General features: G+C 71.6%; 8 protein-coding genes. 1 reads left to right on the forward strand and 7 read right to left on the reverse strand.

The genetic code is table 11. The annotated features are described in order from the left end of the window. Positions 1 to 2 precede the first annotated feature (2 nt). The 4 genes from ACIRJR_RS01480 to ACIRJR_RS01495 are packed head-to-tail and all read right to left on the reverse strand — an operon-like array spanning position 3 to position 6009. A complete protein-coding gene (locus tag ACIRJR_RS01480; protein ID WP_403772102.1) occupies positions 3 to 1853 on the reverse strand; it encodes an IucA/IucC family protein in 1851 nt (616 codons plus the stop codon). Between the two features lie 60 nt (positions 1854 to 1913). Further along, positions 1914 to 2636 (reverse strand): GNAT family N-acetyltransferase, encoded by a 723-nt coding sequence (locus tag ACIRJR_RS01485; RefSeq protein ID WP_403772105.1) that lies wholly within the window; start codon positions 2634 to 2636, stop codon positions 1914 to 1916. 39 nt (positions 2637 to 2675) lie between these two features. Continuing rightward, positions 2676 to 4589, reverse strand: coding sequence for an IucA/IucC family protein (locus tag ACIRJR_RS01490; protein ID WP_403772108.1), 1914 nt, complete (start codon positions 4587 to 4589; stop codon positions 2676 to 2678). A gap of 28 nt (positions 4590 to 4617) precedes the next feature. Continuing rightward, the gene (locus ACIRJR_RS01495) at positions 4618 to 6009 is read right to left on the reverse strand and encodes a diaminobutyrate--2-oxoglutarate transaminase family protein (RefSeq protein ID WP_403772111.1); all 1392 of its coding nucleotides are present in this window, start codon (positions 6007 to 6009) and stop codon (positions 4618 to 4620) included. A gap of 341 nt (positions 6010 to 6350) precedes the next feature. Here ACIRJR_RS01495 and ACIRJR_RS01500 point away from each other — a divergent pair, with 341 nt between their 5' ends. Further along, complete coding sequence (locus ACIRJR_RS01500) at positions 6351 to 7562, forward strand: trypsin-like serine peptidase (protein ID WP_403772114.1); 1212 nt, start codon at positions 6351 to 6353, stop codon at positions 7560 to 7562. A 138-nt stretch (positions 7563 to 7700) separates the two neighbouring features. Here the strand turns inward: ACIRJR_RS01500 and hflX are convergent, their stop codons facing one another. From hflX to ACIRJR_RS01515, 3 genes are all read right to left on the reverse strand, one after another. Beyond that, on the reverse strand, positions 7701 to 9221 hold the full coding sequence (hflX, locus tag ACIRJR_RS01505) for a GTPase HflX (protein WP_403772117.1): 1521 nt from the start codon (positions 9219 to 9221) through the stop codon (positions 7701 to 7703). A gap of 133 nt (positions 9222 to 9354) precedes the next feature. Beyond that, positions 9355 to 10845: a M1 family metallopeptidase gene (locus ACIRJR_RS01510; RefSeq protein ID WP_403772120.1), complete on the reverse strand. Its 1491-nt coding sequence runs from the start codon at positions 10843 to 10845 to the stop codon at positions 9355 to 9357. Between the two features lie 105 nt (positions 10846 to 10950). Next, on the reverse strand, positions 10951 to 13098 hold the full coding sequence (locus tag ACIRJR_RS01515) for a RelA/SpoT family protein (RefSeq protein WP_403772123.1): 2148 nt from the start codon (positions 13096 to 13098) through the stop codon (positions 10951 to 10953). Between the last annotated feature and the right edge of the window lie 41 nt (positions 13099 to 13139).

Here is a 13139-nt window from a genome sequence, read left to right on the forward strand (position 1 = left end):
CCTCACGCGGAGGGGTGGAGCGGGTTGGGGACCACGCCGTGGACTGCGGCATGCGGGCGCTCGGGCCGGTCGCGGTAGCCGTCCAGATGCAGACGGTTGCGGTTGAGGCACAGACGCTCGATCGTCGGCGTCAGCATGTCGAAGAGCTCGAAGCGGTCCTTGAGCTCGGGAAAACGAGCGTGGTGGCGCAGGATCTCCGCACGGACGAGTGACCAGAATTCACCCTCCGGCACGTCCAGCTGTTCCGCGCAGAGAGGGGACAGATAGCGGAAGACACCCACGAAGAGCCCGGAGTGGATGAACTGCGTGAGGAAGGACGGATCCTCCGTGAGCAGGATGGCGCGGACGTCCTCGGGCATCGTGTCGTGCTCGGGCAGCGGCCTGGCGCTGACGTTCACGTCGTCGACGAAGTCCTTGATCGCGAGGCGCACGGGTACGTCGTTCTCGTCGAAGACGACGATGGTGTTCTCCCCGTGCGGGGAGAACACCGTGCCGTAGCGGTACAGGAAGTGCAGCAGCGGGGGCAGCAGGGACGCGAAGAGCCGGGTCAGCCAGGCAACCGGGGTCAGACCGGAACGGGCGACCAGCTCGGCGGTGAAGGAACGGCCGTCGGGGTCCGTGTGCAGGAGCGAGGCCAGCGTACGGGCACGTTCACCGGGTGCGAGTCGCGGCTGGAGGGGCTCCCGCCAGATCGCCCCGAGGATCTCCTTGAACTGGTACGGCGTCTCCGGGAGGTGGTCGTAGAGCGGATGCTCGACCGTCACCGAGGCGACCTCTCCGAGCAGGATGACGCCGCAGGTGTCCCGGAGGAACGGATCGCCGTCGCAGAGCCCCTGGACCCACGCCGTGACCGCCGGGGCGGCGAGCGTGCGTTCGGTGGGCAGGCCCCGCCAGACGAGTGTGTTGAGGATCGACAGGGGCAGCTTGACCGTGTGCCGGTCGGGCCGGCCCACATTGGTGAAGGTACGGATGGACTGCTGCGGGAGCCGCAGGTCACCGTCGGTGTGCAGCGGCACGATGTCGCCGTCCGCGATCGCGGGGGCGAAGAGCGGGACGACCCATTCGTCCCACTGCCACGGGTGCACGGGCAGGAAGAGGAAGCCCGTGGGGTCGAGCCCCCGTCCGCGCAGGATCTCGGTGAAGGATTCCCGGACAGCCGGGTCCAGTTCCTGGGCGTAGAGGTCCTCCGAGGCGGCGACCCGGCCCACGCCCCGGAAGTCCGCTATGCGGGTGCTGACGGCGATCCAGGGAAGTGCGGCGGCAGCCCGGGCCTCGGGAGTGAAGCGGGCGGCGTCGGCGGCGGAGAACCCGAGGCGGCCCTTGTTCGCGACGAGCCAGGGGTGACCCGTCTGGTGTCCTTCGAGCTCGGCGTAGGGAAGTTCGGCGAGCCGGGCGACGCCGAGCGCGGAGTGGTCGAGCCGTACGTCGGCGGTGAGTGTCGCGGTGAGTTCGCGGATGAGGTGGCCGAGGGTGGCACCGTCGAGCCCGAGGAGACGGCGGCCACGGGCGAGGAATCGCAGCGGGTCACGGAAGGGCGCGCCGTCCGCGTCGGTGCCCCCGGCGGTCGTCTCACGGATCGACCCGGGGTCGACGCGCCAGCTTCCGTAGACACCTCGCCGGGCGGTGAAGACCAGGGCCGCCCCGTCGTCGAGGGGCAGGGTGTAGGAGCCGGTCCGCTCCGCACCGTCGTCGGTGAGGCGCGCGGGGGCGACGACCTCCTCGTAGGCGAATTCACCGAGCATCTTGGCGAGGAGTCTCGCCGCGGCCCGCTCCCAGACGGTCCGGTCGAGTTCAGGGGTGTCGAGCGGCCTGTGCGGCTCCGCCGGATGATGGCTCGCAGGATATGTCGGCACGGGGACTCCTCCGGGTGGGACCGATGGGGTTCGAGCAGGACGTGTGGTGCGGCGAGTTGTTCACAGGTGATCGCGATGGGCTCGGTCACGGACCATCAGAGCGGCACGCTTGTCGGGCAGGTCCACTTCCCCGAAGAAGCGGAAGCCGGCGCTCAGGAAGGCGGACACGGACGGGGTGTTACGCAGGTCCGGCTCGGCGACGACACGTCCGCAGAGCGGGCGGTTGTCGAGCACGAGGTCGGAGACGGCTCTGAGCAGTACGGTGCCGATGCCCCGCCCACGGAATCCCACACCGCCGATGAGGAGGTGGACCCCCATGTCGTGGGGCCGTGAAGGGTAGTGGCGGGCCAGCGGGTCCAGATCCGCCCGGTAGATCTCCCAGTAGCTCATGGGCGAGCCGTCCAGGACACCGAGGCAGGGCACGCTGCGGCCGTCCCCTGCGAGCTGGCGGCGGAGGTGGGCGCCGGTGACCGACTCCGGTCCGGACAGCTCCCAGAAGGCGGCGACCGCGGGGTCGTTCATCCAGCGGCTGATCATCGGCAGATCCCGTGCGGCCTCCACCGGAACGAGTCGGAGAACCCCGGCGGAGGTAGTGACCGGGCTCCATGCGCCGGGGTCGCCCACGAGAGCGGAGGCGTCGGTCGCCGCGGGGGCCGCGGGCTCGTCACCGAGCAGGGCGAGGAGCTCCTCGGTGAGCCGCAGCTCCAGGGTGTCCTCGCTGCTGGTGGCGTCGGACGGGACGGCACCGGCCCCGGTCCCGGTGTGGGCATCTGCTTGATGCACCGTGACGCTCTCCTCTCATGGGTCAGGCGGGCATGTCTCTCAACTGCGCAGGGGGTTGGCGATGGTGACGTACACGGACTGGGTGTCGACCGGCCCGACCAGTTCGTCGAGGCCGTGCATCCGGGTCAGGAGGTTCGCCTTGCAGCGCAGCTGCCCCGTCTCCAGGAGGTAGCCGGGCAGGGAGGAGCCCAGCGGGACGGCCGCTTCGAGGAAGCGGCGGAACGCGGCGAGGAGCAGCTCTTCGCGGGCGAGCCCTTGGGCGCCGAAGGCTCCGATCAGCCCGAAGACGTTGTTGATGCCGAGGTAGTAGGCGAGCCGCTCGTCGGTGACGGCGTCGGAGACGAAGGTGTCGCTGACGGCTCCGATACCGGGGAGACGGCGTTCGAGTGCGGAGCGGTGGGACTCACGGAAGTAGTAGCCCTGGTTGTCGCGGTACCTGCCACCGACGGGCCAGCCGTCCCGGTCGAGGAGGACGAGCGTGTTCTGCTGGTGCGCCTCCAGGGCGACGCCGGCGTGTGCGTCGAGCCAGAGGACAGGGAGGACCACGCGGTCGAGGTAGCGCAGGAACCACTCTGCGCACACGGCGCCGGTCGTCCGGCCGGTGCGGGCGGCCAGGGAGGAGACCGTGTCGGCGAGCCGCGAGTGCGTGCCGGGACGGCCGGGCCACGGGCGGGGGGCGGTGAGTCCGGCGATGCACACCGCGTCGTCGGCCGGTCCGAAGGGGTTGTGACGGAGCATCACGTCGAGGCCGGGGACGGGGCTGCCGTCCGGGTGGTCGACGGCCAGCCAGGCGGGGTCCCGGACGATGTCGAAGCCCGGGTGTGCGGCCTGCCACAGCTCGGCCAGTCCGGTGCGGAGCAGGCGGTGGACCTCGGCTCCGCGGTGGAGTTCCTTGCGGAGGTTCTCCCGGCGGGAGTTGGTGATGCGTACGCCCAGGGAGAGCTTCAGCATGAGGTCGGATCCGGGCCGGTACACGGTGCGGACGGACGAGGTGGGGTGCCAGCGCTCCCCGTACGGGCCGAGGTCGTGCAGGAGGCCCTTCTCGCACAGTGCCACGACCTCGGGGCGGCGCAGGACCTCCGCGGCCTGCCACGGGTGGAGCGGGAGAGCCGCGGTCCCCTCGGGCAGGCGCAGCCCTTCGGCGTGGGGGGAGAGGAGCACCTCCGCGGGGACGGTCCTGCCGGCCCTCGTCCACGACGACTCACTGGCCAGCACGGAGCGGTCCACGGCCATCCAGTGGAGCGGGAAGGAGCCGCGCAGCTCGGGCGAGTAGAGCGGCGTCTCGGACTCGGAGAGCCCTTCGCGGCTCTTGGGCGTGGGGTGCAGGGGATGGCCGAGCACGAGGGACTGTTCGGCCGCGAGGAAGAGGTCGGCCTCGGGCGGGTCGGTGGGCCTGCCGCGCCGGTCCGCGATGAACGCCGCGGTGTGCCGTACGGAGTCGGCAACCCTGGCCACCAGATCGGCCCCCGCGTTCCGCTCGCCCTCCCGGCTCAGCAGGGCGGCCACCGTGACGGCGTCTACGCCGGGGGCGCCTGCGGGTGCGTTCTCGAGGGCCGGAGTCCCGAAGCGGTGCCAGCCCGTGGCCGACCAGTGTGCGACCGGGACCAGCAGCGCGGTGCCGCTCGCGGGGAGCGGAACGCGCAGGGTGCCGCCCTGCGGCCGGGGCAGGGCCTGCTCCCTGGTCCAGCAGCGCAGCAGGTTCTCCACGCCGGCCGAGTCCGCGGCCCTGAGCGGGTCCGGATGGTCGAGCGGGTCCTGCCGCGTGTGGCCGGGGCGCTCCGCGGGGACGCCCGTCGGGGTGTCCGACCCGGCGCGCTGGGTCCCGTGGGGACGACCGGCCTTCTGGCGCGGCACGGTCGTCGACTCGACGGCCAGGGGACCGTCCGGCAGGTCATGTCCTCGCTGCTGGCTGGTGAGGGGGCCGTCGGCCTCGGGCGCAGGGGTGGGGTTCACGGCGGTCTTCCTTGAGAGGGGTCCGGGATCAGCGGGTCGGCCCGGCAGCGGCCCGGCGGTACGGAGAGCGCTCCGCCGCTGTCAGCGCGTCGGCGAGGCGGTCGACGACCGCCGTCGCCTGTTCGTCGGTGAGCGTGAGCGGAGGGAGCAGTCGGACCACGGCGCTGTGGCGCCCGCCGAGTTCGACGATGAGACCGCGGTTCAGGCACTCCTGCTGCACCGCGGCGGCGAGGGCGGGGTCGGGCGGCGGGGCGGATCCGTTCTCCGCGGTGACGGTGAGCGGCTCGGCCTCGGGGTCCACGAGCTCGATCCCGATCATCAGGCCCCTGCCCCGGACGTCGCCGATGCCGGGATGGTCCGTGCTCAGTGCCTGGAGCCTGGCGAGCATGCGCGCCCCCAGCGTCGCCGCGCGTTCGGCGAGGTGGTTCTCGCGTACGAAGGCGAGCGTCGCGGCACCGGCCGCCATGGCGAGCTGGTTGCCCCGGAAGGTGCCGGCGTGGGCGCCCGGCTGCCAGAGGTCGAGCTCCGAGCGGTAGACGATCACCGCGAGGGGCAGCGAGCCGCCGATGGCCTTCGAGAGCACCATCACGTCGGGCACGACACCGCTGTGCCCGACCGCCCAGAACGTGCCGGTCCTGCCGACACCGGTCTGCACCTCGTCCGCGATCAGCGCGATGGAACGCTTCTGGGTGATCTCCCGCATCCGGCGCATCCAGCCGTCCGGGGCGGGGTTCACCCCGCCCTCGCCCTGGACAGGCTCCAGGATCATGGCGGCCGGGGCGGGCACACCGCCCTTGGGGTCGTCCAGGAGGTACTCGGTCCAACGAGCGGCGAGGTCCGCGCCGCGCTCCCCGCCCGCTCCGAAGGGGCAGCGGTAGCTCTGCGGGAAGGGCAGCCTCGTCACCCGCACGTCCTGGGCACCACCCGATGCGGCGAGGGCTCCCGCGGTCATCCCGTGGTAGGCGCCGGTGAACGCGAGGAGTTCGCTGCGCCCGCTCGCCGCCCGGACCAGCTTGAAGGCCGCCTCCACGGCGTCCGTGCCCGCCGGGCCGCAGAACTGGATCCTGGCGTTGTCCGCCAGCTCCCGGGGAAGCGTGGCGAACAGCTCGGTCGTGAAGGCGTCCTTGACGGGTGTGGCGAGATCGAGCACGTGCAGCGGGGCGCCGGAGTCGATGACCTTCCTGATGGCCTCGAGCACCACGGGGTGGTTGTGACCGAGCGCCAGCGTGCCCGCCCCTGACAGGCAGTCGAGATACCGGCGGCCGTCCGCGCCCTCGATGGTCATGCCCCGCGCGCGCACCGGCACGATCGGCAGGGAACGCGCATAGGTGCGGGCCGCCGACTCGCGCAGCGCCTGACGCCGGAGAATCCCCTCGTGGGCAGGGGAGAGTGCCGCCGGAGCTGGTTCGGTCACGGCCACGGCTGTCGGTCCTCCTGCTGTAACGGTTGCGTTGCGCCTCGGTACGGCTCCCGGAGGGCAAACCGCTCCGATGAACGCGGTCCGGGTGTCCCCCGTACGTACCAACGACGCGAACGCCGGGAGATCACGGGTAAATCGGAAGATCCTTGCGCCGGCGGAACCGTGGACCTGCCGCGCGCCGTCCCCATCGGCACCGGCATAGTAGGGGCCGCACTCGGGGTGGAGCCGCCGCTCCGCGGGGTGTGTGCCACGTGCCCGCAGGGCCGTGCCGCGCATCCCGGGTCCGTGGTGCGGTACCGAAGTCAGTGACGAAGTCCCAGGGGGATCAGCAGATGCGACGCATGCGCCCGACCGAAACCGCACACCGCGGGGGGAGCGCTCGTCGCACCCCCCGGGTGTTCGCGGCAGCCGCCCTCGCCGCCGCCCTCACGCTCGGCGTCTCGGCCTGCGGGCCGGAGGAGGACGGCGCGATCAGCGAGCCGAGCGGTTCCACCGGCCGGTCCTCCGACGGGAAGGTCGTGATTCCGGACGATCTGAAGGACCGTCTCAAGGAGCGCGGGATCGACCTCGACAAGTGGAGGGACGGCGAGTGGAGGAACTGGGACAAGGACAAGTGGCTGCGTGAGGCCAAGGACTACGTCAACCCGATCATCGAGGACCTCTGGGACCCTGACCGGATGCGTGAGGCCGACAAGCCCCCGGAGAACCCCGTCGACAACGACATCTCCGGCGACGAGGGCGTGACGGACCCGACGCCGGCCCCCGTCGAGGCGGCGGGCCTCCAGACGCCGTACCACGGCAGCGCACCGGCGTCCGGCAAGCTCCTGTTCGACGGGCCGGAGGGTTCGATGGTCTGCTCGGCGACCGTCGTCCAGGACCCGGCCCACCCCGGCAAGTCCAACATGGTGTGGACCGCGGGGCACTGCGTGCACGCGGGCAAGAACGGCGGCTGGTACCGCAACATCGCCTTCGTCCCGTCGTACAACGACAGCGGGATGTCGACGTCGGAGCTGGAGAGCGCCTCCAAGGAGGAGATCGCCCCTTACGGCGTGTGGTGGGGCCAGTGGGCGCAGACGTCCGACCAGTGGATCAACCAGGGCGCGGCGACCGGCGGGCAGGGCGCACCGTACGACTTCGCGGTCCTGCAGGTCGCACCGGAGAAGGGCTCTACGGGCAAGTCCCTTGAGGAGACCGTCGGTTCGGCGCTCCCCGTCGACTTCAACGCGCCGGCCGTCCCCGAGATCGACAGCATGACGGCGACCGGCTATCCGGCGGCCCCGCCGTTCGACGGCCAGAAGGCCCTGCAGTGCACCGACGAGCCGGGACGCCTCGCCGTGTTCGAGCAGCAGCCGACCATGTACCGCATCGGGTGCACGATGACCGGTGGTTCCTCGGGCGGCGGCTGGGTCGCGAAGGGCCAGGACGGTAAGCCGGCCCTGGTCTCCAACACCTCCATCGGCCCGGTGGCGGCGGGCTGGCTGGCCGGCCCCCGTCTGGGCGAGGAGGCCAAGGGCGTCTACGAGGCCGTCAGCAAGAAGTACGCGGGACAGTAGGACCTCATGCCTGGGGCCCGGTACGGCGTCGGCCGGCCGAGCCCCAGGCGCGCTGGCACCGGACACCGGGCACACGCGTGCAGGAGGCCGGGCCCCCCTCGTTGCGAGGGGAGCCCGGCCTCCTGTGTGCCCACCGCGTCAGTGGGCCGCCGGAGCGAAGCCGGCGAGGTCCGCGCCGAGTTCCTCGTGGACCCGCGCCTTGAGCAGCGTGCCCTCCGGGGTGTGCTCCTCGGAGATCAGCTCGCCCTCGGCGTGCACCCGGGAGACGAGTCCGCCCTGGGTGTACGGCACGAGCGCCTCGATCTCCACGGACGGCCGCGGCAGCTCGGCGTCGATGAGCGCGAGCAGCTCGTCGATGCCCGCACCGGTACGCGCCGACACCGCGATCGCGTGCTTCTCGGTGCGCAGCAGGCGCTGCAGCACGAGAGGATCCGCGGCATCCGCCTTGTTGATCACGACGACCTCGGGTACGTCGACGGCGCCGACCTCCCGGATCACCTGACGCACGGCGGCGAGCTGCTCCTCGGGCACCGGGTGGGAGCCGTCCACCACGTGCAGGATCAGGTCGGAGTCGCCGACCTCCTCCATCGTGGAGCGGAAGGCCTCGACCAGGTGGTGGGGCAGGTGCCGCACGAACCCGACGGTGTCGGCCAGGGTGTAGATCCGGCCGCTCGGTGTCTCGGCCCGGCGCACGGTCGGGTCGAGGGTCGCGAACAGGGCGTTCTCCACGAGGACGCCCGCGCCGGTGAGCCGGTTGAGCAGGGAGGACTTCCCGGCGTTGGTGTAACCGGCGATCGCCACCGAAGGCACCTTGTTGCGCTTGCGTTCCTGCCGCTTGATCTCGCGGCCGGTCTTCATCTCCGCGATCTCCCGGCGCATCTTCGCCATCTTCTCGCGGATCCGCCGCCGGTCGGTCTCGATCTTGGTCTCACCGGGACCACGGGTGGCCATGCCGCCGCCGCCGCTGGAACCGCCGCCGCCCATCTGACGGGACAGGGACTGACCCCAGCCGCGAAGGCGCGGGAGCATGTACTGCATCTGTGCCAGCGAGACCTGCGCCTTGCCCTCCCGGGACTTGGCGTGCTGGGCGAAGATGTCGAGGATCAGGGCGGTCCTGTCGACCACCTTGACCTTGACGACGTCTTCCAGATGGATCAGCTGGCCGGGGCTGAGCTCTCCGTCGCAGACGACGGTGTCGGCCCCGGACTCGAGGACGATGTCACGCAGCTCCAGCGCCTTGCCCGAGCCGATGTAGGTGGCCGGGTCGGGCTTGTCGCGCCGCTGGAACACTGCGTCGAGCACCTGGGCGCCCGCCGTCTCGGCCAGCGCCGCGAGCTCCGCGAGGGAGATCTCCGCGTCATGGACGGTCCCCGATGTCCAGACACCGACGAGCACCACGCGCTCGAGGCGCAGCTGCCGGTACTCGACCTCGGTGACGTCCTCGAGCTCGGTGGAGAGACCCGCCACACGGCGCAGGGCCGCGCGCTCGGAACGGTCGAGCTGGTCGCCGTCCCGGTCTCCGTCGATCTCGTGGCTCCAGGCGACGTCCTCTTCCATCAGGGCGTCGGCCCGAAGGCTCTCGGTGAGGCTCTCGGATTCGGCTTCCGGTGCGCTCTGCGCGTCCTGCGCGTCCTGGGGAAGGGAAGAAGAGGAGGTCATTGGATCCTTACGTCGATAGCAGTCCGATACGTCAGTCACAACGCGTGACCCTGCCGGAAGATTCCCCGGGGGGAGACCGTCCGGCCGGCCGCCGTGCCGACGCGTCGATAGTGGCATGTTCGCGCCCGGCTCGTCACTCGGGTTTCGGCGCCCGCGCGGAGCTCTGTGCGCCCGTGGCCTTGCGGGGTGTCTCGCTGCGCCAGTCCGGATGGCCCGGCATCGGCGGGGTCTTCCTGCCGTACAGCCAGCCGTCGAAGAACGCGGTCAGGTCCCGTCCCGCGATGCTGGAGGCCAGGGTGGTGAACTGCTGGGTGGTCGCCGATTCGTCGCGGTGCCCGCGCACCCAGCTCCGCTCCAGACGGCCGAACGCGGCCTCGCCGATCTCCTCGCGCAGCGCGTACAGGATGAGGGCACTCCCGTCGTACACGACGGGCCTGAACAGGCTGATCTTGTGGTCGGGGGTGGGGACGTCGGGGCGGGCCGGCGGGCCGCCCGCGGCGCGCCAGGTGTCGGAGCGGGCGTAGGCCTCGCGCATCCGGCGCTCCAGCGGCTTCTTCGCGTGCTCCTCGGCGTAACGGGCCTCGTACCAGGTGGCGTGTCCCTCGTTGAGCCACAGGTCGGACCAGGACCGCGGGGAGACGCTGTTGCCGAACCACTGGTGGGCGAGTTCGTGCACCATGACCGAGTCGACGTACCACTCGGGGTACCCGGTGCCGGTGAACAGGGAGCGTTCGAAGAGCGAGAGGGTCTGGGTCTCCAGCTCGAAGCCGGTCTCCGTGTCGGCGACGAGCAGTCCGTACGTCTCGAAGGGGTACGGCCCGACCTGCTTCTCCATCCAGGCCAGCTGCGCCGGGGTCTTCTTCAGCCAGGGCTCCAGCTTCTCGCGGTCGGCCACGGGCACCACGTCGCGTAGCGGCAGCCCGTGCGGTCCGGTGCGGCGCAGGACGGCGGAGCGGCCGATGGACACCTGGGCCAGTTCGGTGGCCATCGGGTGCTCGGTGCGGTAGCTCCAGGTCGTCGCGCCGTCGTGGTGCCGCTTTCCGGCGGGGAGCCCGCCCGCCACCACGGTGTACTCCTTCGGGGCGGTGACCCGGAAGGTGAAGTAGGCCTTGTCCGCGGGGTGGTCGTTGCCGGGGAAGACCCGGTGCGCGGCATCGGCCTGGTTCGCCATCGCGAGACCGTCGGCGGTGGGGACCCAGCCCCCGTTGGACTTGTCCCCCGTGGGATCACTCGTGTGCCGGACCGTGATCCGCACCGGCACTCCGGCCGGAAGCGGGACGGGGGCGTCGACGACCAGGTCCTCGCCCGCGGTGACGTACTCCGATGACAGCCCGTCGACCTCGACGCCGCGGACGGTGCCCCGGGCGAAGTCGAGGTTGATCCGGTCCAGGGGCGCGGTGGTCCGTGCGTCGATGGTGGTGACCGCGTCGAGCGGCTTGGTGTTGCTGCCCTTGTAGGTGAGCGAGATGTCGTACGCGAGGACGTCGTAGCCCGGGTTGCCGAGGTGGGGGAAGAGGCGGTCGCCGATGCCGAGCGGTTCGGGTGCGGGCAGAGTGGCGGCGACGAGGGTGACCGACGCGGTGGCCAGCAGAGCGGCGCGCAGGCGGCGGGAGGTGAGCGGCATGCACTACGGCTACCAGCGCGCACCGTCCACGGAGGTGCGGCGCGCGCCGCACCACCCGAACGGGGTCGCCGAGGCGCGGCATGGAGGGCCGGGCAGCGGGGGCTGTCAGCCCGTGGCGGCGGTCTGCTGGGCCCGGCTCACGTCGTACACACCGGGTACGTCGCGCATCGCCCGCATGAGGCCCGGCAGTCCGGCCGCGTCCGGCAGTTGCAGCGTGTAGGTGTGCCGGACGCGCTGCTCGCTGGGCGGCTCGACCGTCGCCGAGACGATGGCCGCGTCCGCCGTCGCGATGGCCTCGGTGAGGTCGGCGAGGAGACGGGGCCGTCCGAAGGACTCGGCGACGAGGGTGACCCGGTAGTCGGCGGTGCCGCTCCAGTCGCCCGGGTCGCTCCAGCGGGCAGCTACGGCCGCCCGCCCGATCGCTCGCATCCGGGCCACGGCGGGGCACTCCTCGCGGTGCACGGTCACGGCACCGCCGCGCACGGTGAACCCGACGATGCCGTCGGGCGGGACGGGGGTGCAGCATCCGGCGAGCCGGACCGGTGCCCCCGGGGCCTCGACGGCCACGCTCGGAGCCCTGCCGCCGGCCCTTCCCCGGCTTCCCGCCGCGTCGTCGGCGGGCTGGGTCTGTGCCCTCGGTGCGTCGGGGCGGCTCTTGTTGGTCCCCTGCGCGCCGTCGGGATGGGCGTCGAGCCATGCGGTGATCGCGATCCGGGCGGCGGGGGTGCGCGCGTGGTCGAGCCACTCCGGGGAGGGGCCGGACGACGCGTCCTGCGCGAGCAGCAGCTGCACGGTGTCGCCGTCGTTCAGGACGGTGCTGAGGGTGGCCAGGCGGCCGTTGACACGGGCTCCGATACAGCCGTGCGCCTCCTCGCCGTACTGTGCGTAGGCGGCGTCGACGCAGCTGGCGCCGGCGGAGAGCCCGAGCGTCCCTCCGTCGGTGCGGAAGACCGTGATCTCACGGTCCTGCGCGAGGTCGGCGCGCAGGGTGGCCCAGAAGGTGTCGGAGTCGGTGGCGGACTCCTGCCAGTCCAGGAGGCGGGAGAGCCAGCCCGGCCTGGTGGGGTCGGCGCGCTCCCCGTCGGCGGGTTCGGGGTGGTGCGCGGCGGTGGTGCCGTCCTGGGTGTACGGGTTCCCGAGCGCGACGACGCCCGCCTCGGCCACCTTGTGCATCCGGTGGGTCCGGATCAGGACTTCAGCGACGGCGCCCTCGGGACCGACGACCGCGGTGTGCAGCGACTGGTAGAGGTTGAACTTGGGGGCGGCGATGAAGTCCTTGAACTCGGAGATCACCGGGGTGAAACAGGTGTGCAGTTCCCCCAGGACGGCGTAGCAGTCGGCGTCCTCCCCGACCAGCACCAACAGCCGTCCGAAGTCGGTTCCCCGCATCTCGCCGCGTTTCATCCGCACCCGGTGGACGGAGACGAAGTGCCTCGGCCTGATGAGCACTTCGGCGCTGATGCCGGCTTCGCGCAGTGTCTTCCTGACGCTGTCGGCGATCTCCGTGAGCGGCTCCTGCGCACCGTCCCAGGCGGAGATGAGGGCCTGGGTGCGCTCGTACTCCTCCGGGTGCAGGATCGCGAAGACGAGGTCTTCGAGCTCCGTCTTGAGGGCCTGCACGCCGAGGCGTTCGGCGAGCGGGATGAGCACGTCGCGGGTGACCTTGGCGATCCTGGCCTGTTTCTCGGGACGCATGACGCCCAGGGTCCGCATGTTGTGCAGCCGGTCGGCCAGTTTGATCGACATGACCCGGACGTCGTTGCCGGTGGCGACGAGCATCTTGCGGAAGGTCTCGGGCTCGGCGGCGGCGCCGTAGTCGACCTTCTCCAGTTTGGTGACCCCGTCGACCAGATAGCAGACCTCGTCGCCGAACTCCTCCCGCACCTGGTCGAGGGTCACCTCGGTGTCCTCGACCGTGTCGTGCAGGAGCGAGGCCGTCAGGGTCGTGGTCTCCGCACCGAGTTCGGCGAGGATCAGGGTCACGGCCAGCGGATGCGTGATGTAGGGCTCGCCGCTCTTGCGCATCTGACCGCGATGGGACGTCTCGGCCAGGACATAGGCCCTGCGCAGGATGGAGAGGTCGGCGTCCGGGTAGTGCGCGCGGTGGGCTTCTGCGACATGCCCGATGGCGTCGGGCAGCCGGTCCCGGGAGACCGGCCCGAGCAGGGCGACACGGCCCAGCCTGCGCAGGTCGATCCGTGGACGACCGCGCTTGCGAAGGGGAGCACCTGGATTGGTGGCCTCTGCGCTCATGGGGCACCTCCGGCAGCGTCGACCGGCGGTGGAGGGGTGCG

It is taken from the genome of Streptomyces sp. NPDC102402 (assembly GCF_044765765.1).
GTDB lineage: Bacteria > Actinomycetota > Actinomycetes > Streptomycetales > Streptomycetaceae > Streptomyces.

What these genes read in the sequence shown, in the direction of transcription:
- ACIRJR_RS01500 (WP_403772114.1), top strand. Translation starts at nt 6,351, where the DNA reads ATGCGCCCGACCGAAACCGCACACCGCGGGGGGAGCGCTCGTCGCACC.
- hflX (WP_403772117.1), bottom strand. Translation starts at nt 9,221, where the DNA reads ATGACCTCCTCTTCTTCCCTTCCCCAGGACGCGCAGGACGCGCAGAGC.
- ACIRJR_RS01510 (WP_403772120.1), bottom strand. Translation starts at nt 10,845, where the DNA reads ATGCCGCTCACCTCCCGCCGCCTGCGCGCCGCTCTGCTGGCCACCGCG.
- ACIRJR_RS01515 (WP_403772123.1), bottom strand. Translation starts at nt 13,098, where the DNA reads ATGAGCGCAGAGGCCACCAATCCAGGTGCTCCCCTTCGCAAGCGCGGT.